Genomic DNA, 21,749 nt, shown 5'->3' with positions numbered 1-21,749 from the left:
AGAAGGACTTTTTTATTTTTGAGAAAACCGTAAATCTAAACAACATGATGTTTAACAAAGACGAGTTCCGCAAGTTTGCCGTAAAAGGCCAGGGCATGAGCAGCCTTGGCGTAGACCAATATATTCACCACGTGGAAGGCAGGGCCATGCACACCATCGAAAGTATGACCCGCTCCGTGATTGAGGAACGCCCTACCAACTTCCGTGAGATCGATGTGTTCTCGCGCCTGATCATGGACCGCATTATTTTCCTGGGCACGCAGGTGGATGACTTCATCGCCAATATCATCACGGCCCAGCTGCTGTTCCTCGAGTCGGCTGATGCCAAGAAAGACATCCTGCTCTACATCAACAGCCCGGGCGGCTCCGTGTATGCAGGCCTGGGAATTTACGATACCATGCAGTACGTAAGCCCGGATGTGGCCACGATCTGCACTGGTCTGGCAGCCTCGATGGGTGCCGTGTTGCTGGCCGGCGGCGCCAAGAACAAGCGCTCTGCCCTGCCGCATGCCCGCATCATGATCCACCAGCCGATGGGCGGCGCCCAAGGCCAGGCCTCCGACATCGAGATCACGGCCCGCGAGATTCTGAAGCTGAAAAAGGAACTCTACGAGATCCTGGCTGACCACTCCGGCAAATCGTACCAGGAAGTATACGACAACTCGGACCGCGACTACTGGATGCGTGCCGAAGAAGCAAAGGAGTACGGCCTGATCGACGAGGTGCTTACCCGCAAGACGTCCTAAGTATAAAGTATAACTTATATTGTATAAAAACCCGTAGCAAAACTGTTACGGGTTTTTATTTTGCACGTTTTGCACTAATAAAAGACCTGTTGGTGTTAGCAGAGAGTCGCAGAACAGCGTCAGGGCAAAAAAGTTTTCCACAGGCGGATGTTAACATCTGTCCCAATTAACCAACTGGGAATAAATGCCTTACATAAAAATAGTAAAATACTTATCTTAGAATTTATATTCCTGTTTCAACAGCGCTCAAGAGTTTGTATTGAAATTTTTCTACTTGTATAAGTATTCAATTTTGTACCTTTGCTTTACGTGTTTTAAAAAGACGCGTAAACTACTCTGGATCAATCGTTTCTTATGGCAGAAATTACGTGCTCATTTTGCGGCAAAAATAAAAAGGATGTATCGGTGATGATCTCCGGCATCAACGCGCACATCTGTGACCGTTGCATCGGGCAGGCGCAGCAGATATTGAACGAGGAGAACAAGATTCGCGCAAGCAGCCGTACTCCGAAGTTTAACCTGATGAAGCCGAAGGAGATGAAAACCTACCTCGACCAGTTCGTGGTGGGGCAGGATGAGGCCAAGAAGGTGATGTCGGTGGCGGTTTACAACCATTACAAGCGCCTGATGCAGCAGCCTGCCGATGACGACGTGGTGATCGAGAAGTCGAACATCATCATGGTGGGCGAGACGGGTACCGGCAAAACGTACCTGGCCCGCATGATGGCCGGCATCCTGCAGGTGCCTTTTTGCATTGCCGACGCTACCGTACTGACTGAGGCCGGCTACGTGGGCGAGGACGTGGAAAGTATACTTACGCGCCTGTTGCAGGCCGCCGATTATAATGTGGAGGCGGCCGAGCGCGGCATTGTCTACATCGACGAGATTGACAAGATTGCCCGTAAGAGCGATAACCCCTCCATCACCCGCGACGTGAGCGGCGAAGGCGTACAGCAGGCCCTGCTGAAACTGCTGGAAGGCACCACCGTGAACGTGCCACCGCAAGGCGGGCGCAAGCACCCGGAGCAGAAGATGATCACCGTGAACACCGAGAACATCCTGTTTATCTGCGGCGGCGCCTTTGTGGGCATCGACCGTTTGATCAAAAACCGCCTGAACACCCGCCCTATCGGCTTCTCGAAGTCGAAGATGGATGAGATGGAGGAGAAAGAGAACTTCCTGAGGTACATGACGGCCCAGGACCTGAAGAACTTCGGCCTGATTCCGGAACTGATCGGCCGCCTGCCAGTGCTCACGCACCTGAACCCGCTGGACAAGGAAACCCTGCGCCTGATCCTGCTCGAGCCCAAGAACTCTATCGTGAAGCAGTACAAGCGCCTGTTCGAGATGGAAAACATCAGCCTTTCCTTTGATGAGGGCGCGCTGGCGTACATTGTGGAGAAGGCGGCAGAGTATAAACTGGGAGCCCGTGGCCTGCGCTCTATCTGCGAGGGCATCATGACGGACGCCATGTTTGAGCTGCCATCCGAGGAAGGCACCAAGGAACTGGTTATCACCGGCGACTATGCCCGCGAAAAATTCGAAAAATCAACCCTGAAGCAGCTGAAGGTAGCCTAGGGCAAGTATAAAATAGCTAAAAAAGGCGGGGCTCACCAGTTGTGGTGAGCCCCGCCTTTTTTGTGTCCATACTTTTGCGGCCTTTATACTTCCAGGTAATCGTCTCCCCATTCCTCTTCCAGTAGAGAATCTGTGGAGGTTGCCCGCATCAGCAGCACGGATATTAGCAAACCTGTCAGGCCTAAGGCGATCAAAATAGGTTTCATAGTTTCGGGGTTTTAGGGGTTGTACAGCGATTTTCCCTGCCGGCGCGGCAGGCCTTTCTCTATACGGGCACACCCTGCAGGCAGGTTTATACTTTATACTTTCTCCGCCCTCAGGTAGCCTACCATCAGCTCGGCAGCGCGCTCGGCGGTCCTGAAACTGCCGATCTTGCTGCGCACCAGCGCGTACCCCTCCTGTTGCTTCTGCATAAAGTGGTTATCGAACAGCACCCGCTTCAGCTCGGCCACGATCTGCTTCGCCGTAAAATCATCCTGGATAAGCTCCGTTACCACGGGTTTGCCGGCAATCAGGTTCACCAGCGAGATGTAGGGCACCTTGATCACCATCTTCCCGATAGAATACGAGATAGTGCTTGTCTTGTAGCATACCACCTGCGGCACGCCGAACAAGGCAGTCTCCAGCGTAGCCGTACCCGACGTGACCAGCGCCGCCTTGGCATGCGCGAGCAAATCATAGGTCTGGTCGTAGACGATTTTGATGTTGGGGTCCTTGTTATACTGCTCGTAATATTCCTTGGAGAAATTACTCACGCCCGCCACCACGAACTGAAAATCGCGGAAGTTGGGCAGCACGCTCAGCATCACGTGCAGCATGTTCTCGATCTCCTGCCGGCGGCTGCCCGGAAGTATGGCAATGATGGGTTTGTTGTTGTAGAGCCTGTTCCTGGCCCTGAAATCATCCGTAGGCACGTGGTCTGAAACAGAGTCGTTCACGGGGTTGCCCACATAATCTACCTTGTAATCGAAGCGGCCGTAGAAGTCCTCCTCAAAGGGCATGATCACAAACATGCGGTCCACCACTTTTTTGATGCCGTGCACGCGTCCCTGGTTCCAGGCCCATATCTTTGGCGAGATGTAGTAGAACACCTTTAGCCCCTGCTTCTTGGCAAATTTGGCGATGCGCATGTTAAAGCCCGCATAGTCCACAAGTATAACCACATCGGGCTGGTACTGCTTAATATCTGCCTTTGCGTCACTAAGAAAGCCAAGGATCTTGCGCAGGCTCCTGAATACCTCGGCAAAGCCCATAAAGGCCATTTCCTGGTAGTGGCGCACCAGGTCCATGCCGGCCGCCTGCATCATGTCGCCGCCCCAGCCCCTGATCTGCGCCTCCGGGTCTTGCAGTCGGAGTTGTTTGATCAGGTTGGATGCGTGCAGATCGCCAGAGCGCTCGCCGGCTATGATGTAATATTTCATGGGGTAGGGTGTCTTTAGGAGCTAGTAAAATAAGCATAGCAGCGGAGAAGTATAAACCGCTGGCTAAATTATTCTCCAAAGTACTCTACGTAGTTGCGTGGGGTTTCGTAAAGTTTCAGGCTATGCAGCGTGGCGTTATTATTCGAGATTTCCTGCACGCGGGGCTCCAGTATTTTCCAGAACTCCACCACCAGGTTCTCGGTGCTGGCCAGCTTATCCTCCATAAAGGCCACGTCCAGGTTCAGGTTCTTGTGGTCTACTTTCTCGATGATGTGGGAGCGGATGAGGGTGCTGAGCTTTTTCAGGTCGATCACAAAGCCGGTGTCCGGGTCGGGCTTGCCCTTCACGGTCACGATCAGCTCATAGTTGTGCCCATGCCAGTTGGTGTTGGCGCATGGCCCGAAAACCTCCTTATTCTTAGCCAACGACCAGTTCGGGTTGAATAGCTTATGAGCTGCGTTAAAGTGCTCTAACCTGCTAACGTAAATCATTTATCCTCTAAAATTGTAATTCTTTCTGAACAGCAAATATACAAAGAAAGGAACACCAAAGAACGAAGTAATAATTCCGATGGGCAGCCCTGCGGGCGGATAAATTATGCGGGAGAGTAAATCGCAGAGCAACATGAACAAGCCGCCGATAAAAGCGCATAGCAGCAGGTTGCCCCTGCCCGTCGCGCCCAACAGCCCGCGCGTGACGTGCGGGATGATCAATCCCACAAACCCGATCGGCCCGGAGGTGGCCACGGCAAAGCCCGTTACCACCGATACGGTGGCCAGGATCACCCAGCGCGTTTGCGCCACCCGGATGCCCAACGCTTGCGCCCGCTCCTCTCCCAGCAAAAGTATGTTGAGTTGTTTCTGATAAAAAGCAAACAGCAGCAAGGCGATACTTAGCGCCGCCGCCGGGTAAGGCACCATCTCCCAACTGGCCCGCTCAAAACTGCCCATCGACCAGAACACCACCGAGCGCAGCTTCCCTTCGGAATCCGATAGGAATGTGAGTAGCCCCACCATGGCCGTTACCAAAGAACTCAGCGCAATGCCCGCCAGCAGCAGCTGCGCCGGAATGATCTGCCGCTTGCGGTATCCGAGCATCACCACGACCAGCGTCACCACAAAAGCGCCGGCCAGGGCAAACACCGGCGGCAAGTATAAACCGGCCACCGTCATCGGCACAAAGCCAAAGAACACGATGACAGCACCCAGCGATGCGCCTGAAGCCGTGCCCAGCAAGTATGGATCAGCCAGCCCGTTATTCACCATGGCCTGCATCAGGTAGCCGCAGAAGGCAAGCGAGGCGCCCACCACCAGGGCAAGTATAAGCCGCGGCAGGCGCAGATGAAGTATGGCAAAGTGGGTGGTATCGTCGGGATTGTAATGGAAGAGGGCGCTGAAGATAGTGGCCACGTCGGTGTCAAAGGAGCCAACCTGCAGCCCCAGCAGCATCACTACCAGAATGAGCAGCAGGGCAAGTATAAAGTATAAACCGCGCCGCCTCATGGATACAGGAAGCCCTCCAGCTCCCGCAGCGACTCCACCACCCGCGGGCTGGGCCGCGACATCAGGTTATCGTCCGGTTTATAGAGGCGGTTATGTTGGTATGCCTTGATGCGGCGCAGCTCCGGGTACAGGTGAAAGAATTTTTCCTCCAGTTCTTTCTTGGTGCCACCCAGCAGCACATCCGGGTTCAGCTTCAACACATACTCGCGCGTGAGCGCCGGGTAGGGCTGCTCGAAAACTTCCTGCACCGCATTCTCGGCCCCCAATATGCGCAGCTTATCGGTAAAAATGGTATTTTGCCCGTACACATAAATCGGGTCAGACCAGGTAATGGCCAGCACCTTTAGCGGATCTTCGCGGTGTTTATACTTTTGATGCAACTGCTCTACCTCCTGTCGCAGCGAATCCGTCAGGTGCCGCGCCTGCTGCTCCCGCCCCATGATACGGCCAATGTCCTCTATCCCGGTAAAGATGTCCTCCACCGTTCTATACTTCTGGTAGTATACCGGCACGCCCAGCTGCTGCAGGCGCTCAGCCACTTCCAGCGGAGTGATACCCTCTACGGTGAAAATCAGGTCCGGCTTCAGGGCCAGCACCTGCTCGTAATCCACGGGGTAGTTGCTCACCAGCGGTTTCTGGTACACAGCTTCCGGGTAATCGTCGGAGGGCGTGCGGGCAACGATGGTGCTGGTGTCGAGCACGGCGTAGAGCATCTCGGTGATGGAGGAGGCAAAGGCGAACACCCGTTCCGGCTTTTTTTGGAGCGTCAGTTCACGGCCCAGGTCGTCTGTAAGCACCAGCGCTTCCTGCGCCTGCTTCTCCTGCGGGCCGCACGATAACAGCAGCAAACAAAGTATGGTATGAAGTATAAATCTGGCTGGTCTCAACGTATAGATGGCGCAGGCGGCTCGGTTTATTTTCGTAAATTTAACGCAATTTTAGATACAGGCTTAACAAAGAAATATGATAGTAGTAACAGGCGCCGCAGGTTTCATTGCCAGCTGCCTCGTCAGCAGGCTGAACCAGGACAATTTCAACGATATCGTGATGGTGGACAACTTTTCTGTCGCCAAGAAAGAAGATAACCTGAAGGGCAAGAAGATTAAGGAGTACGTTGACCGCGAGAACTTCTTTGAGTGGCTCGACGAGCATTACGAGGACGTGGAGTTCATCTTTCACCTGGGTGCCCGCACCGACACCACCGAGTTTAACAAGGACGTGTTCGACCTGCTGAACCTGAACTACTCCAAGCAAATGTGGAATGCCTGCGCCGAGTATCAGATTCCGCTGGTGTACGCCTCCTCAGCGGCCACCTACGGCTCCGGCACCCTGGGCTACGACGATAATGAAGCGACCATCCCGCTACTGAAACCCCTGAACCCGTACGGCGAGTCGAAGAATGACTTTGATATCTGGGCGCTGCAACAAACAGCCAAGCCTTTCTTCTGGGCCGGCCTAAAGTTCTTTAACGTCTATGGTCCCAACGAGTACCACAAAGGCAAGATGGCCTCGGTAATTTTCCACGCCTACCACCAGGTAAAGGAGCGCGGAAGTATGAAGCTGTTCCGTTCACATAACCCCGAGTATGCCGACGGCGAGCAGATGCGCGACTTTGTGTATGTAAAGGATGTAGTGGACGTGTGCATGTTCCTGATGCACCACCGCAAGAACTCCGGCATCTATAACCTGGGTTCCGGCCAAGCCCGCACCTTTATGGCGCTTGCCCTGAATACATTTGAAAGTATGGGTGTAGAGCCGAACATCGACTTTATGGATACCCCCGAGAACCTGCGCGCCAACTACCAGTACTTCACGGAAGCTAACATGAGCAAGCTGCGCTCCATCGGCTACGACAAGCCTTTTTATACCTTGGAGGAAGGTGTGAAGGATTATGTGCAGAATTACCTGATGGAGGGGAAATATTACTAGACCGGCAATCACTGGGATTACTCTGATTACCGTGATATAATATATTTTTTCGAGGGCAAGTATAGGTGTTGATCTATACTTGCCCTTTTGCTTTGATGCTGTATCTTGGGACTCTTTATACTTCAGGAGACCAAGTTTATACTTATGAAACACTTTCTAGCCCTTGCCATACTTTGCTGCCTAGGTTTTACAGCAAGCGCCCAAACACAAAACCCCAACTATGATAAAGCCCTGGCCGACTCGCTGGGCGCTGATGCGTATGGCATGAAGCCGTATGTGCTGGCTATACTTAAAACCGGCCCGAACACCACTACCGACAAAGAAAAGCTGAATGACTATTTCCGAGGGCACATGGAAAACATCGGCAGACTCGCCAAAGAAGGAAAACTGGTGGTAGCCGGCCCGCTGGGCAAGAACGACAAAAACTACCGCGGCATTTTTATACTTGACGTGAAGACGGTAGAAGAAGCCCAAAAACTGGTAGAGACGGACCCGGCTATTAAGGCGAAGGTTTTTGAGGTGGAGCTGTACCTGTGGTATGGATCCGCTGCGCTACCGGTATACCTGGAAGCGCACAGTAGAATTGAGCAGCAGAAACCATAGTATTTATACTTTGGCTACTACCTTATACTCAAAGCCCCATCTGCCAATTGAAGGCAGATGGGGCTTCTTAATTAGTGCTGAGTATTTATTGTTTACTTTTCTTCTTCCTTATAAGTCAGCAGGTGTTCTGCCGCCTTACTAAATAAACCTGAGTGCGTACCGATGTACACCTTATCTTTTACCATGGCGATCGAAGTGATGTAGTGTCCTTCCAAACCAGTGTTATCTAGCTCCCTCACTATTAGCTTGTCTACACCTAGCTCCACTTCGAAAATTTGACTGTTATAACTCGCTAATAATAACTCATCACTGATTGCGTGATAAGCGAGCATCTCTGCTGAATTACCAATTTGTGCATCCATTGACCAGCTTTGCCCCGATCCATACCGAAACAAGCCATGCGTTTGCCTCGTTCCATGCCTGGCGAAGGCGTAAATCTCTCCTTTATGATCAAATGAAGTATAGGCTATTTGGTGCGGCATCTGGAAGCTGATCTCACCTTCTTTTGAAAACTTATAAAAGCCCCAGTCGGTGGCAACGTAAAAGTTGTCTTGGTGAGATCGCATGTGTCGCACAACTCCCCCTTGTTCAGCTGGAGTCAAAATGCGTGTCTCCTCCAGTACAAGCTTGTCATTGTTATGGACGTCTTTCTCAACTGCCAGCTTCACCAGAAGATACCGCAAACTGTGTCGTCCTGTTTCCTCATTATAGAAATTGTAGGGCACCAGCGCCACATTGTTCTCCGAAATGGCGAAACTCTCATTTGAGTATGACATAATCAGGCTGAACTCTCTAAATAGCGGGTCAAGGGTAGCTACCTCTATCAGAAGGCCAGACCCACTCAGCACAGGGTCGCTAACGGTTTTGAAGCGCAGGTAATCACCATCTGTTCCGCCAAACACCTTAGAATTCATCGGGTGCTTATGATGAGAAACGTTTTGGAATGGATGCACATAATGCTTTACATCCTCCTTCCCTCCTTCCAGCGAGATAGTAGAGAAAAGATGCATCCCCATTACCTGTAGTTTATCATCACTACTGTATAGGTTTGAGATATAGCGCTGGTTGTGTAAAAAATAATCATGTACTTCCCAGATAACAGGAGGAGCCGGTTCGATTTCCTCCAGTTCTTTTTTGTTGCAGGAAACGAGCAGCAACGGGATGAAGAAGCTTAGCAAGAAGTGTCTCATAGCAGGTAAGGGATTAGAGTTTAAGTATGACAGCAATGCAAAATATGCTGTCCCTTAACAAGATAGAAAATATTATATTAGAATTAAAATATACTAATATAAGATAGCTATACTTAGAAGAGCACCGACACCTGCGTCCTGCCGGTATGCACGGCCCCTACCCCGTTAGCCTTGCGGCCATCATAGTTGAGGGAGATGTTAAGCCCATTGCTCAGGCGCTGCTGCATTACCAGCGACCAGGTCATGTTGTTGCCGGGGCGCAGGGCGTTCAAAATCTCATATCCCACGCTGGAGGTTTCACTTCCTGTAAAGTCGATGTTGACATACTTGATGTTGCCTGTGATCGTGCGCTTGCCCACCTGGCTTAGCTTCGTCTCCAGCCCCAGCTCATGGAAGCGTCCCTCCTGCTCCGTCTCCGATACCTCCAGCACATCCTCTTTCAGCGACAACTGGTACTTGCCGGTAAAGCGTAGTTTGGCGTTTGGCTGGTAAGCCAGCTCCGGCGACAGCTCCCGTGCCTGAATCTTAAAGTTCTTTGAGCTCAGGAAATTCGACTGGTTCTCGCGCACGTTATAGCCCAGGGTCATCTGCGAACTCAGCACTTCGTTCAGGTTCATCCGGCCAATCAGCACATGACTTAGCACATTGCGGGTCTCGGTGCCGTTGGTCAGCAGCTGCTTCTGCTCGTTTTGCTGCACCGTATACTCCATGCCATACTTGGGGCTACTGCGGTTAAAGTATACCGTGTGGCGCAATTGCTTGATCAGCGAGATCAGAAAGGCATCCTCCACGTCCTCGCTAAAAGGGTTGAACCGCTGCTCCAGGTCATTATCGGTCGTTTTTTTGTTGATGCTCACAAAGCTGAGCATCGAGAAGTTGGAGAGCGTGGCTTTTATACCCGGCTCGTTGCGCCAGCTGCGTGGCGTAGCGGTGGTGAGGCGGTAGGTAAAGGTGTTGGTGTAGGCGTTCACGTACTCATCCGTGGGCAGGTAGATTTTGATGTAGCGGCGTTGGTCCACCGTCTGCGCCTCCAGGTAATCGTTCAGGTTATTGGGGTCGCCGCCGTCGCGCAGGTAGTGGGTGCCCTGCCCCGGCAGCGTCTCCTGGAAAATGTAGATGCGCTTCAGCTCGCGGCCCGTGCCGGTGGCATAGCTTAGCTCCGACCGGAAAGCCCCGTCCACAAAGCTGCCGTTATAGTCTACCCGTGATTGTATGGTCTCCTCATTCTTTCCTTTCTTCACGTTCAGCTTGCGGTAGGTGGCCTGCACCGCCAGTGTTTGGTCCTGGTTTATCTTTTTCTCAAGTATGGCATTGTAAGTCTGCCCTACCTCCAGGTTGCCCATGGTACCGCCCCCCGTTGCAAAGCGGTCGCGTCGGTGGGCATAATCCAGTCGGAATTTAGTTTTGGTGGTGTCGCCGCTTTCGAGGTAGAACATGTGCTGCTCAAAATACTGCGCCGAGCCTACCACGGAGTCTGAGTCCAGGGCCGTGAGGCGGTTCTTATCGAAGCTGTACGTATACCCTGGCGAGATCTTCCCGAGTTTATACTCCACGTTCACATCGCCCCGGTACCACTGCGACTCGCGCAGCGCCTCTTTACTATTAAGTATAAAAAAGCGGTTGCGCAGCACCAGCTTCCCGAACTTTTTCATCACGTCCAGGTGGTGCTGCACCCCGTCCAGCTGCTCCTCGCGGTGGCGGCGGCTGATGCGGTAATTAATCAGGTTAGCCGCATCCTGTGCCGCGCCCACCGAGAAGTTGAAGATATGGTCCTCCGCCTTCCTAGTATTGGTCAAACTCCAGTCGCGGTCAAACTCGATGGGACGGTAGCGGTCAATCGGCTCGAAGTACTCATCGGTATACTCATAGTTCAGCGTGCTGTTGAGTTTATACTTGCCCAGGAACGATACCGGCCTGTCCTGCACCACATAGCCCACCCGCAGGCCTTTGCCGTTATCATCTCCGGCATCTTTGTCCGAGAAGCGGTTCAGGTCATGTTGTGAGGCGGCGCCCTCGGCGAAAAAGCTGACGCCTTTCTGCAGCTCATAGTTACCGCCGAAGGTTACGAGTTGTTTCTTGCGCGGCGTGGGCAGCACGCGCACCGGGGCGTAGCTTCCCTGCCGCACGCCGTTTACCGGCGCCACCCACCGGTAAGCACGCCCGTTCACAGCGCCGGTCACCGCTACATAGTCGCCGTTGCCGGGGCCCACGTTGGTAAAGCTCACGCTATAATGGGCCGAATCAGGATCGGTGGAGTACACATAGATGCGGTCCAGGCTTTGCCCGTTGTTATAGGAGGTGTCGCGGCGGGCGTAAAGCACTTGCCCCGGATCATAAGCCACACTGTCGGCACCGGACGAGATGGCCTGGCTCAGGCTGTCGCCTATACTTGCCAGCAGGCGTTTTTGTTCCGTGTTCAGGTTCAGGTTGAGCAGGCTGTTTGGGTTATCGCTCTCGTTGTAGTAGTTGCCGTATACTTTCAGTTTGCCCAGGTTCTGGTAGTGGTTGAGGTGGTAGATGCCCCGGCTGTAATTTTGGTCCGAGTACTCGAAGTCCACCCGTAGTCTTGAGTTTTTGGTGATGACGTGGCGCGTGGTGAAGGTGATCTCTGCCTGGTTGTAGTCGATCACATAGTCGTAGTCGTACCCCCGCTGCAGCAGCACCCCATCCAGAAACACCCGCTCCGAGTTGGCCAGCACAATAATAAACAGCTCGTTGTTAGGGCCACGCAGGCGGTACGGCCCCAGCACGCCCTCCTGTGGCGTGATGGCCTGGGAGGCAAACTTTCCCTTAGACACCGAGGCGGCCACCGTGGTGACGCCCTGCCGCTCCGGGCTCTTGCCGGTGATATAACTGAAGGCGCCACCCTGCACATTTTTGTAGAACTGCATAAAGTAGGACGGCTTGCTCCTGAGCACCACATCGCCCGCCGTCAGCTGCCAAAGCCGGTGCTGCAGCGTAATGTATACTTTATCGAACTCCTGCAGCTGCTGCGTGTTGCCCTCCGGCTGAAAGGGAATGTTCTGGTCGGTGATGGCCGCGGTTATACTAATGTCGTCGGTCAGTTTGCCGTCGAGCTGCAGGTTGAGGGCAGAGTTGACGAACACGTTTTGGGTGTTGCCAAATGAAACGCCCCTGGAGATACTCCCTGTCTTGTTCAGTCCCGGCGTCCGGAAAATCTCTTCCTTGGTGCTGATGTCCTCCTGGTAATAACCGTCCCGGGACGATTTCAGCTCCAGCTTGGCTATGTCGCGCTTAAAGGCGGGCTGGGTCAGGTTCAGGGGCATCACCCTAAAACAAATCAGCACCGAGTCCGGCACAGCCTGCATGGTGCCTAAGGTATCCAAGGCCACCGAGTCCGGAGCGGGAAAACCGGTGAGCGTAAACTCGTTGGAAGTATAGTTGTAGTCGTAGCGGAACTGCTCTTTTTTAGGGTGCTGCAGCGTGATGGAGCTGGGCAAGAGCGTGAGCGTGTCGAGCTGCTGCGGCATGCCGGTAACGGGTATCCACTTGCAGCGTTTGTTGCTGAGGGGCACCTGGGCAAGCAGCGGCAGGCTCAGCAGCCAGAGCAACAGCCCTATGCGCAGCCCCCTGCTACTCATCCGCCAGCGGTAACTGTATAAAGAACGTGGTGCCCTGCCCCTCCTGCGTCTCGAACCAGATTTTGCCCCCGGCGTTCTCGATGCCGCGCTTGGCCACGGCAAGCCCGATGCCCGAGCCAGTATACTTTGTACTGAAGTTCGGGATAAACACCTTGCCCTGGATCTCTTTCGGAATGCCGCTGCCATTGTCTCTGATCGAGATCAACACCTGCCGGTTGTCCTGCAGTTCCAACTTTACCCGTATCTGTGGCCGCCGGCTCGTGGGCACTGCCTGAATGGAATTCAACAATAGGTTATTGAAGGTGCGCACCATCAGGCTCTCATCCGCTTTCACGATCACCTCGCCCTCTGGAATCTGCGTGGTAAGTATGGCCGTGGCCGGGTCGCTGTGGAGATCAGCGGCTTTTCGTAGGGAGGCAGCCACATCCATGGGCTCCGCCTTCGGCTCGGGCATGGACGTAAAGCTGGAGAAGGAGGACGCGATGTCGTTAAGGATGTTGATCTGCGTGATAAGTGTATGCGAGATCTTATCGATGAGCTGCTCGGTGTTCGGGCGTTTCTCGGCAATGGCCTTTTGCAGGTACTGCAGCGAAAGCTTCATCGGCGTGAGCGGGTTCTTGATCTCGTGGGCCACCTGCCTTGCCATCTCGCGCCAGGCCGCCTCTTTCTCCTGCATCGCCAACTCCTGCTTGTTCTGCTCCAGCGTCAGCAGCATGCGGTTATACTCGTTCACCAGCATGCCTATTTCGTCGGCCCCCTCATAAGCCAGCATCTCATTCTTACCGGTCAGGGAAGTGCGCTTCAATTTGTCGGCCAGCATGCGCAGCGGCACGGTAAGGGCGCGGGAGGCAAAGAAGGTAAGGACCATGAACGTAATGAACATCACCGAGAAGATATTCATGGTCGTGGTGATCAGTTCGATCAGCTTCTGGTCCAGCTCACTCTCGGAGTCGAAGAACGGGATGCCGATAAAGCCCGCCAGCTCTGCCGGGTGGTCCTCGTCGCGCAGGGGCAGGTAGATGGAGTTGAAACTCAGGTTACCGGCCTGCTCCTGCAGCAGCACCCGCAGCGCCTGCCGCTCCGAAATAGCCGCAAACGCCTCCGGGTTCACCAGTTTGGAGAGCAGCCCCGTCTCGAAGACCAGCGGCTGGCTGGTTACCAGCAGTTGCCCGTTGCGGTCGTAGATATTCACGTCTGCCTCGGCGATGGCGGCTATCTCGTTTATACTTCGCTGCAGTTGTCGCTGCCGCTGCAGCAGCCTTCTGCTCAGTTGCTGGGACAGGTGCTCCTGTATGGCTTTGCCCCGCTGCTCGTAGCGGACCATCAGGTCTTTTTTGTAGGAACCCGTCACTAAACCGGCGGTGGCTATACTTACCAGCAGCATCGGCAAAAGTATACCGAAGTTCAGGAACAACTGTATCTTGGTACTGAAGTTAGGGCTGAACTCGCGCAGCCGATGGCGCTGCAGCAACAGGTAAAGCAAGCCGCAGAAGAGCAGGCCGGCAATAAAGACCAGGAACAGAAACGAGAAATTAGACAGGACCTCGCGCCCGCCATACTTGTCCGTGGTGATGATCAGCGTCTGGCCGTTGCCGCCCTGCACCCCGTAGTGATGCGAGTCGTCCTGGGGCAGGCCCTGCCGGTATAATTCCGGGCGCCTGAGCAGGCTGGTGTCAAAATTGGTGGCGTAGTCGTACGCTCCTTCACTGTAGCGCAGTTTGTTGCCGCTGTAGATGGCATAGCTCAGCATATCGAGCCGAAAGGGCTGGTTCTGCTTCTGCTCCACCAGCAGCTCGGGTACCACGCTGTTCGGTAGCAGCCGCTTCAGGGTAAGCTGCAAGGCAATGGTACCTTGCAGCACGCTGCTGATCGGAACCTGTATCAGTTTGAGGTAGGTGCGGGCGTTATAGCGTGCCGGGTCCTTTAAAAGGAAGAGCTCCTTGTGTTCGGTGCGCGTCTGCGGCTGATCATACCGCCGCCGCAGCTCCTGCAGCGTGGCTACGGTCGTGTCCATGGTCTCCAGTGTCCGGCCCTGCCCGTCAAAGAGCAATATGCTTATTTCATACTTGTCGAAATAGTCGCTGAGGTACTGGCGGGTAATCTTGCGCTTGATGAAGGAAGCATCCACATAAGGGCCCATCATCTTCATCTTTATAAGCTCATCGGAGGCAATCTGCGCCGCCACCTGGTTGAGCTGGTACTCGCCGAGCACGTCATTATCCTGCAGGATGTTGAAGGCCAGGTTCTGCTTGTAGGTCTTCAGGTCGTTGTGGTAATGAGCGTATTGCGCCACGGCCCCGGTCAGGGCGCTTACAATCACTACCAGGAAAAAGAGAAGATAGGTGCGGTAGGCCAGGCTCACGGCGTGGTGGTGCTGCGCCGCAAGTATGATGATGGCCCAGAAGATAAGCCCCAGGAACACCACCGCAAAGAGCTCCGCCACAAACACGGCGGTAAACAGCAGCAGCAGGGCTGCCACCACCAGCAGCGTTTTATAGGGCCACGACCGCTGCTCCTTCGGCACCAGCACCGACACCACCGTAACCAGTATATAGGTGAACATACACAGCGCCACCGTGTGCACCAGCATAATGCCGTACAGCACCATTTTATACTTGGTGAAGCTAAGCGACTGCGTTACATCCAGCACCAGCGGAGAGTTATGGTAGATGCTGTAGTAGAACCTGAAAAGCAGTAAGAGCAGAAAAAAGAAGATCAGCCAACTGATGATCAGCAGCGTGCGGCCTTTCTCCTGCGGCAACGCCAGCAGTTGCGTCGCCACGCGGTTCCTGCGGAACAGGTAGATGCCAGCCCCTGCCACAGTAGCCAGCAGCAGCACATTCAGCAACAAATCGCCCACAGACGGAGACCAGAAGGAGGCCGCGTATAGCCTTGGATCGAACAGTTCCACCTCGATAACGGCAAAGGGCAGGTTGAGGAGCAGGAGCGCCACGCGCATGCCGCCCAACAGCAGCAACAGCAGCAATATGCCCTGGCTGTAGGCGCGCCTTTGTATCAGAATTCGGCTGGCACCCGCCGCAAAAAGTATGAAAAACAGCAAGCCAAGTATAAACAGGGCCAGCTGTACCCGTACATAGCCGGCTGTCTTATGGGTTTGCTCAAAGTTCAGTGAAAACAGGAACTGGCCGTCGCTGGTGTAGACCTGTGGCAGGGAGGCCTCCGGTTGAAGTATAAGCTGCAGGTTCGCCTGCTGAAAAACATCCTCATCAAGCTTGGGTGCCAGGCGTGGGTCTTTGACGTGGTAATCTACCTGAAGGGGAATGTAGACATCAATGGTATAGCGCTGCCTTTGCTGCCGCACCACCAGAAACCGGCCGTACTCGTTCTCTATGGCAAGGGTCGCGTCGCGCCCCACCGGGATATCGGGCTGCGGCGCAATCGTGTGGTCCGACCAGAACACCAGCTTTCCGGACCTGTAGATGAACACGGGGTACTTCGTGCTTTGCAGCAGGCTGGAGAAGGAAACGGTGTTATCGCCTATTCTGGCGGCCAGGGTGTCGGCTTGCCTGTCGGCTTCTTCAAGGCAATGCTGTACGCGCCTGGTGATTTCCGCTGCACCCTGCTGTTGGTCCTGCCTTTGGGAGGAGAGCACATCGAAGTGCAATGCCGCCATGCCCAGAAAGCACAGCGCCGAGGCGAGCAAAAAGAAAAGCAGGGTAAACTTCCGGTTCAAAGTTAAGCAGTTTATCTACGAATGTAAGCAAAACGAAGGATAACCGCCAACGCCTCAAGAACCGTGCTAACGTTTTTTACGTGCTGCTCGGCATCTGTTCTGATGGCAGCAGAATTGCCTGAAGTATGAGCTGATGCCTAAAGCGCATGGCCGTAACGCAAAATGCCTTTGCACAGCGGCTATGGCAGCGGTGCAAAGGCATTTATACTCCAGGAGGAATTCTCCTTACGCTTTATTGGCGTTCTTGCGGCTGTTCTTGTACCACAGGAATCCAACGGTTCCTATCAGCAGGTAGGGCACCACCATCAGGTAAAGAATTCCCATGTTCAGGCCGCTCCCCACCTCGTTGCCGGAGGCGTCGCTGCCCGTCCCAACGTTAGACTCCACGGTGGCGCGGCACATGGCGCACTGGCTGTAGGCATCCGTGGTGGCAAACATAAGTATAAAGGCAAGTGCCACTGCCGTTACGATTCTGTTCAGTTTCTGTCTCATCACTCCAGGTTGTAAAAAAGTAATCAGTTAGTTATGCGTAGTAGGGCGATATCAGCAAGTATACCAGCACTCCCGTTATGGCTACGTACAGCCAGACCGGAAACGTCCATTTAGAGATACGTCGGTGGCGCTTCAGTTGATTCGTGATGCCAAAGTATACGGAAAGCAGCACCAGCGGCACAATCACCACCGCCAGCACGATGTGCGTCAGGAGAATAAAGTAGTAAATATACTTCAAAAGCCCCTCCCCGCCATACACGGTGCGCTGCCCCAGGAAATGGTACGTCACGTACGAAACCAGGAAAATAGCCGACAGGCTGAAAGCTACCAGCATTGCCGTCCGATGGGCCCTGGTGTTTCCGCGCTTCACGTTCACATAGCCTATCACAAGCGTAATGGCCGTAAGGGAGTTGAGGGTGGCGTGAAAGCCAGGCAAGTATGACACATCCACATCCGCTGCGCCTGACTCCGGCATAAAGAAAAGCAGGGCTATCGTGACCGGTATGGCCACGGAAAGCACGGCAATCAGGGTCAGGAACTTGCGGTCATGCGCACTTGTCAGGTTACTTTCTTTTACTGTACTCATCCAGCAATACGTTAATTTCAAGTATAAGTCGGTCTACGTCCTCGGGCGCTGTGCCTTCGTAAACGCCTCTGACCTTCTTCTCTTTGTCTATCAGCAACAGGCGGCCGCCGGTCATGGGCGCTTCGCCCTGCTGCTCAGCCGGCTCGTGAAAGCCCTTCGTCAATGATCCTACAAGCGCCTCGTCGGCAGCCAAAAGGTACCATTTATCCTCCTGCACCTTATACTCCCTGGTGATACTTTGCAGGGACATCGTCGTATCCGAGGCGGCATTGACTGCAAAGGAAACAAGCTTCAGCTGCGGATTGTTTGCAAATGCCTCCTGCACGCGCACCAGCTGCGAGAAAACCTTCTGGCAGGAGTCCGCGCAGGGAAGGCGAAAGAAGCCAGCCACGTAAATGCTCTCATCCAGGTCTTCCTGCGATAGGCTGTCGCCCGTAAGGGTATGCAGCTTAAAGTATGGTACTTGCTGAAAGATGGTATCACCGGCGGCATCGTAGACCACCCTGCCACCGTCATCGCGCTTGGGGTAATAGGTCTTTAGCGAAAAATGGTGCGTGCCAAAGACACTGATAAATATAAAAATAAGAATAGGCACTAATAGTAGGAGTCCTAATATTAGTGCCTTGAATGGATTCATCAAGAAAGTATACTTATTTAAAGTAATTGGTGATGGACTCGTAGTAGTAACTTCCCTCTGCCAGTAATGCCACCATCAGCCAGATAACGAGGGCCAACGGAATAACGATGGACCAGATCAGCGACTTGGTTTCGTGCTTCAGGTGCATGAACTCCGCCACAATGTAGAACGCCTTAAAGATCGTCAGGATGATGAAGATAGCGTTCCTGGCCGTGCCTGCATCCATGCTGAAGGCAAAGATGAACTCAAGCGCCGTAAGCCCTACAAGTATGATGAACGTTCTCCAGATAGCCTTTGTCTGCGGCTTAGGAATGTCGTCTGTTTGGTAAAAATCGGTCTCTGTATGCTGTGCCATAATCCAGTGATATGTTTTGTCCGGGAGCGCTGCTTGCTTTAGCCTTACAGTGCCCCTATGTTATTGCTTAACTATTAGATCAGATAGAAGAAGGTGAACACGAATACCCAAACAAGGTCCACAAAGTGCCAGTACAAACCAATCTTCTCCACCATTTCGTAGTGGCCCCGCTTGTGGTAGACGCCGTTAACGGTACTGATAAAGGCAATTACCAACAGTACCCATCCTATGGTTACGTGGAAGCCGTGAAAACCTGTGATAAAGAAGAACAGGTCGGCAAACAAGGGCGGCCCATACTGGTTTACGGTCATGTTGGCGCCATACACGCGGGTACCATCCGCCAGCAGCATGCCTTCGTCAGTTCCCACGATAAAGTGGGTCCACTCCCATGCCTGGCATCCCAGGAAGGTAGCACCAAACAGAATGGTCCAAAGCAGCCACTTCTCCACATCTTTCTTGTCCATGCGATGGCCCGCCTCTACAGCCAGCACCATCGTAACCGAGCTAAGGATCAGGATCATCGTCATCAAGGCCACGAATGCCAGCGGCAGATCTACCCCATGAAAGCCAGGGAAGGCATTGAACACCTTCTCAGGTATCGGCCACCACTCCGTAGAGAAAGTGAAAGCCTCCGCCTCACCTGTGTAAGGCGTGTGCGCGTGGCGGGCAAGTCCGTAAACAATAAGAAAGGCACCAAAAGTAAACGCATCTGAGAGCAGGAAAAACCACATCATGAGTTTACCATAGCTCGCTTTCATTGGTTCGTTACCACCGTCCCATGTACCCGTATTAGGTGCTTCCAGCGTAGTTGAAGTAGACATAGTTTATGTATTGAAAAACGTGTTTAGTGATTTATTCTTAAGAATATATACAAATATAGCCAAAGCCCTCCTAAAAAGTGCCAATACACCGTGCACAATTGTATACGCAGCAGGCGCTTGGAGTGAACCTTATACTTCAGGCTGCTCAGGAACACGATCAGCACAAAGATCAGCCCCGTGATCAGGTGGAACCCGTGAACCCCTGTAAGCACATACAGAAAAGAGCCGGAAGGGTTACTTCCCGTGCCTCCAAAGTATATGTTATTCTGTACCAGGTCAGCCCAGGCATACCACTGCCCTATCAGGAAAGCGACCCCCAGGCCCAGGGTCAGCAGCAGCAGCAGCTTCACCCTGCCGATGTTATCCTGCGTAGCCGAGTTATACGCAAATTGCATCGTAACTGAACTCAGCAGGATCAAAATCGTGTTGACCAGCAGGATGTTTGGCAGATCGAACTCCAGCCAGTTTCCTTCCTCCCTTCTTACGATGTAAGCGCTCGTAAAAGCTGCAAACATCATGATAATACTTATAATAATCAACCACAGCGAGAATTTTAAAGGATGCACCCCACCACGGCTGTTATGCTCATCTACTGGAAAATTAGCCATTGCCATAATCTAAATTTTATCTAATACAAAGGCTATCTGCACAATAGGCAGATATAAAAACGAACCAAACATAATGCTCATGGCAGCTTTTTTAGAGCAGGTGCGCATCAGGTAAAATGTCTGGGCAAGAAATAATACGCCGCATACCACGGCAATCATCGCGGAGGTAACCCCAGTCATGCCGAACTGCAGCGGCAGCAGGCTCAACGGAATCAGCACCAGCGTGTAGCTCATAATCTGGATCGCGGTCTTCAGGTTCTTGCCGCCTTCCATAGGCAGCATCTTGAAGCCAGCTTTCTTATAGTCATCATCCAGCACCCAGGCAATGGCCCAGAAGTGCGGGAACTGCCAGAAAAACTGAATGCCAAAAAGTATGATCGCTTCCGCCTCGATGGCCCCTGTTGCCGCCACCCAGCCAATCAGCGGAGGCATAGCCCCAGGTATGGCCCCTACAAACACGCATATCGGGCTGATGCGCTTCAGTGGCGTATAGAAAAACCCGTAAAGCACCAGCGACAAAAGCGATAACGCAGCAGCCAGCGGATTAAAGTATATACCCAACAGCAACGTTCCTGCCAGTGCCAGAAGAAAGCAATATACGGCAGCCTCCTTTACAGTTAATACGCCGGTAGGGAGCGGCCGTTTAGCTGTGCGCTTCATCAGCTTATCCAGGTCCTTCTCCAGGATCTGGTTTATAATATTGGCAGCACCGGTTACCAGCATCCCTCCCAGCATCACCAGGGCGATGTCATACCACCTGGCGTTAGGATTCCCAAGTATAAAACCGATGGCACTAGAGAAGGTAACAGTTAAACTTAAGCGAAACTTCAATAACTGAAAATATGCCGTTGCTTTGTTAGCCATGGTTGAAGCTTGCAGTAGCGTCTTTGTATTGCTCGTGTACATTAGTTATGAACAACTACTTGCAGAGTTTTCGCCTTGCGAGAGGCGTAGTAATAAACGATCAAAAGCTGAAACTGCACCCCGAATAGCAGGGCCGCAAACGTAAGATGCAGTGGTTGAAGCACCGGAGGAATGGCAAAATAGGCCATGATGACTCCGATGACTATCTCTGCCCCGACTAGCGCCAGCATTACATGCGTCAATACCGTGATCTGACGGTTTTGTAACCTGTAAAGCAGCAGGGCCACGTAAATATGCAAGGCCGCCAAAAGTATAGAGAACGACCGGTGGATGTAGAAACTCATTCCCAAGTTATCCACCCAGGAAGCTCTCTCCGCTCCACCCATTGTAAAGGATATCAGGTCCACTTCCTCCCGCACCTGCGTACCTATCAGAATCTGCCCGAAGGTCAGAAGCGCCAGGGTCCACAACAGCAGATTTAGCTTTGGCGAGAATTGGTACCCGGTTAGTACCTTATCTTTATTTGCACGGGCAACCGCATACTGCAGCAACGCTACAAGTACCAGCGCCAGCGCCATGTGTATGGTAATGGTAACAGGCAATAGGTTGGTAGAGACCACGATGGAGCCCAGCCAGCCCTGAAAGCCCACCAGCAGCAAGCTGATCAGGGACAGGTAAAACACTGCCTTGTCTTCCTTCAGGTAAGGTATGGCGTACACCACCGTCAGAAAAATAAAGATGCCTATCAGTGCCCCTACCAGACGGTTTATGTACTCAATCCAGGTCTTCGTGACATTGAACTCCGTCTCGATGTACTGGCTTGGGTGGGAGAAGATGGTGGCAGAGATTTTCTCAAACCCCAGTCCGTCCAGGTATCCGGCCAGTTTCTGGTTCTTCTCTATCCGCTGTTGCTTGTATACTTCCAGGTAATCATCCGGAAGTTGGCTAACATCGGTCGGAGGAACCCAGCTGCCGAAGCACTTTGGCCAGTCCGGACATCCCATGCCTGAACCTGTGCTGCGAACGATCCCCCCGACCAATATCAGGAAGTAGACAGCAAAAACCGTCAGTACCCCGATATTTCTAAATCTTTTATATTGAAAAGATTTGATAGCCATTAA

Annotated in this window: 20 protein-coding genes; 4 read left to right on the top strand and 16 right to left on the bottom strand. The window is 53.0% G+C overall.

Annotated features, from left to right (window positions below):
* Positions 1 to 47 precede the first annotated feature (47 nt).
* Both A3841_RS15295 and clpX read left to right on the top strand, forming a co-directional pair.
* On the top strand, positions 48 to 746 hold the full coding sequence (locus A3841_RS15295; protein ID WP_170866215.1) for a ClpP family protease: 699 nt from the start codon (positions 48 to 50) through the stop codon (positions 744 to 746).
* 354 nt (positions 747 to 1,100) lie between these two features.
* Complete coding sequence (clpX, locus tag A3841_RS15290; protein ID WP_073853427.1) at positions 1,101 to 2,324, top strand: ATP-dependent Clp protease ATP-binding subunit ClpX; 1,224 nt, start codon at positions 1,101 to 1,103, stop codon at positions 2,322 to 2,324.
* Positions 2,325 to 2,407: 83 nt separating this feature from the next.
* On the opposite strand, the gene A3841_RS20740 is transcribed toward clpX, so the two are convergent.
* The 5 genes from A3841_RS20740 to A3841_RS15270 form a co-directional block, all read right to left on the bottom strand.
* Positions 2,408 to 2,530: a hypothetical protein gene (locus A3841_RS20740; protein WP_262502607.1), complete on the bottom strand. Its 123-nt coding sequence runs from the start codon at positions 2,528 to 2,530 to the stop codon at positions 2,408 to 2,410.
* A gap of 93 nt (positions 2,531 to 2,623) precedes the next feature.
* Positions 2,624 to 3,745 carry a lipid-A-disaccharide synthase gene (gene lpxB, locus A3841_RS15285; RefSeq protein WP_073853425.1) on the bottom strand — a complete coding sequence of 374 codons (1,122 nt, stop codon included), beginning with the start codon at positions 3,743 to 3,745 and terminating at the stop codon, positions 2,624 to 2,626.
* 68 nt (positions 3,746 to 3,813) lie between these two features.
* On the bottom strand, positions 3,814 to 4,236 hold the full coding sequence (locus A3841_RS15280; RefSeq protein WP_073853423.1) for a 6-pyruvoyl trahydropterin synthase family protein: 423 nt from the start codon (positions 4,234 to 4,236) through the stop codon (positions 3,814 to 3,816).
* Positions 4,237 to 5,247: a FecCD family ABC transporter permease gene (locus A3841_RS15275; protein ID WP_073853421.1), complete on the bottom strand. Its 1,011-nt coding sequence runs from the start codon at positions 5,245 to 5,247 to the stop codon at positions 4,237 to 4,239.
* Positions 5,244 to 6,134 carry an ABC transporter substrate-binding protein gene (locus A3841_RS15270; protein WP_073853419.1) on the bottom strand — a complete coding sequence of 297 codons (891 nt, stop codon included), beginning with the start codon at positions 6,132 to 6,134 and terminating at the stop codon, positions 5,244 to 5,246. Before A3841_RS15270 ends, A3841_RS15275 begins: the two co-directional genes overlap by 4 nt.
* Positions 6,135 to 6,210: 76 nt before the next feature.
* Between A3841_RS15270 and rfaD the strand changes: the two genes are divergently transcribed.
* Both rfaD and A3841_RS15260 read left to right on the top strand, forming a co-directional pair.
* The gene (gene rfaD / locus A3841_RS15265) at positions 6,211 to 7,176 is read left to right on the top strand and encodes an ADP-glyceromanno-heptose 6-epimerase (RefSeq protein ID WP_073853417.1); all 966 of its coding nucleotides are present in this window, start codon (positions 6,211 to 6,213) and stop codon (positions 7,174 to 7,176) included.
* Positions 7,177 to 7,320: 144 nt separating this feature from the next.
* Positions 7,321 to 7,779, top strand: coding sequence for a YciI family protein (locus tag A3841_RS15260; protein WP_073853481.1), 459 nt, complete (start codon positions 7,321 to 7,323; stop codon positions 7,777 to 7,779).
* A gap of 92 nt (positions 7,780 to 7,871) precedes the next feature.
* Here the strand turns inward: A3841_RS15260 and A3841_RS15255 are convergent, their stop codons facing one another.
* The 11 genes from A3841_RS15255 to A3841_RS15205 all read right to left on the bottom strand — a co-directional run bounded on the left by A3841_RS15255 (position 7,872) and on the right by A3841_RS15205 (position 21,746).
* Entirely contained in the window at positions 7,872 to 8,969 is a 1,098-nt protein-coding gene (locus A3841_RS15255; protein WP_073853415.1) for a hypothetical protein, read from the bottom strand.
* A gap of 113 nt (positions 8,970 to 9,082) precedes the next feature.
* A complete protein-coding gene (locus tag A3841_RS15250) occupies positions 9,083 to 12,571 on the bottom strand; it encodes a TonB-dependent receptor (RefSeq protein ID WP_073853413.1) in 3,489 nt (1,162 codons plus the stop codon).
* Complete coding sequence (locus A3841_RS15245; RefSeq protein ID WP_235861434.1) at positions 12,564 to 16,265, bottom strand: sensor histidine kinase; 3,702 nt, start codon at positions 16,263 to 16,265, stop codon at positions 12,564 to 12,566. The genes A3841_RS15250 and A3841_RS15245 overlap by 8 nt, the downstream gene beginning before the upstream one ends.
* A 225-nt stretch (positions 16,266 to 16,490) precedes the next feature.
* Positions 16,491 to 16,757, bottom strand: coding sequence for a hypothetical protein (locus A3841_RS15240; RefSeq protein ID WP_073853411.1), 267 nt, complete (start codon positions 16,755 to 16,757; stop codon positions 16,491 to 16,493).
* Positions 16,758 to 16,788: 31 nt separating this feature from the next.
* Positions 16,789 to 17,343 carry a DUF420 domain-containing protein gene (locus tag A3841_RS15235; RefSeq protein WP_073853409.1) on the bottom strand — a complete coding sequence of 185 codons (555 nt, stop codon included), beginning with the start codon at positions 17,341 to 17,343 and terminating at the stop codon, positions 16,789 to 16,791.
* The gene (locus A3841_RS15230; protein WP_235861433.1) at positions 17,321 to 17,938 is read right to left on the bottom strand and encodes an SCO family protein; all 618 of its coding nucleotides are present in this window, start codon (positions 17,936 to 17,938) and stop codon (positions 17,321 to 17,323) included. Before A3841_RS15230 ends, A3841_RS15235 begins: the two co-directional genes overlap by 23 nt.
* 55 nt (positions 17,939 to 17,993) lie before the next feature.
* Positions 17,994 to 18,335, bottom strand: a complete 342-nt coding sequence (locus A3841_RS15225; RefSeq protein ID WP_073853405.1) for a cytochrome C oxidase subunit IV family protein — start codon at positions 18,333 to 18,335, stop codon at positions 17,994 to 17,996.
* A 74-nt stretch (positions 18,336 to 18,409) separates the two neighbouring features.
* A complete protein-coding gene (locus tag A3841_RS15220) occupies positions 18,410 to 19,156 on the bottom strand; it encodes a cytochrome c oxidase subunit 3 (RefSeq protein WP_073853403.1) in 747 nt (248 codons plus the stop codon).
* Between the two features lie 23 nt (positions 19,157 to 19,179).
* Entirely contained in the window at positions 19,180 to 19,764 is a 585-nt protein-coding gene (locus tag A3841_RS15215; protein ID WP_235861432.1) for a cytochrome c oxidase subunit 3, read from the bottom strand.
* 9 nt (positions 19,765 to 19,773) lie between these two features.
* Positions 19,774 to 20,628: a heme o synthase gene (gene cyoE, locus A3841_RS15210; protein ID WP_235861431.1), complete on the bottom strand. Its 855-nt coding sequence runs from the start codon at positions 20,626 to 20,628 to the stop codon at positions 19,774 to 19,776.
* Positions 20,629 to 20,669: 41 nt separating this feature from the next.
* Positions 20,670 to 21,746: a COX15/CtaA family protein gene (locus tag A3841_RS15205; RefSeq protein WP_073853397.1), complete on the bottom strand. Its 1,077-nt coding sequence runs from the start codon at positions 21,744 to 21,746 to the stop codon at positions 20,670 to 20,672.
* Positions 21,747 to 21,749 lie beyond the last annotated feature (3 nt).

This window comes from Pontibacter flavimaris (assembly GCF_001907195.1).
Lineage (GTDB): Bacteria > Bacteroidota > Bacteroidia > Cytophagales > Hymenobacteraceae > Pontibacter > Pontibacter flavimaris.
This window is presented reverse-complemented; position numbering and strand designations above follow the sequence as displayed.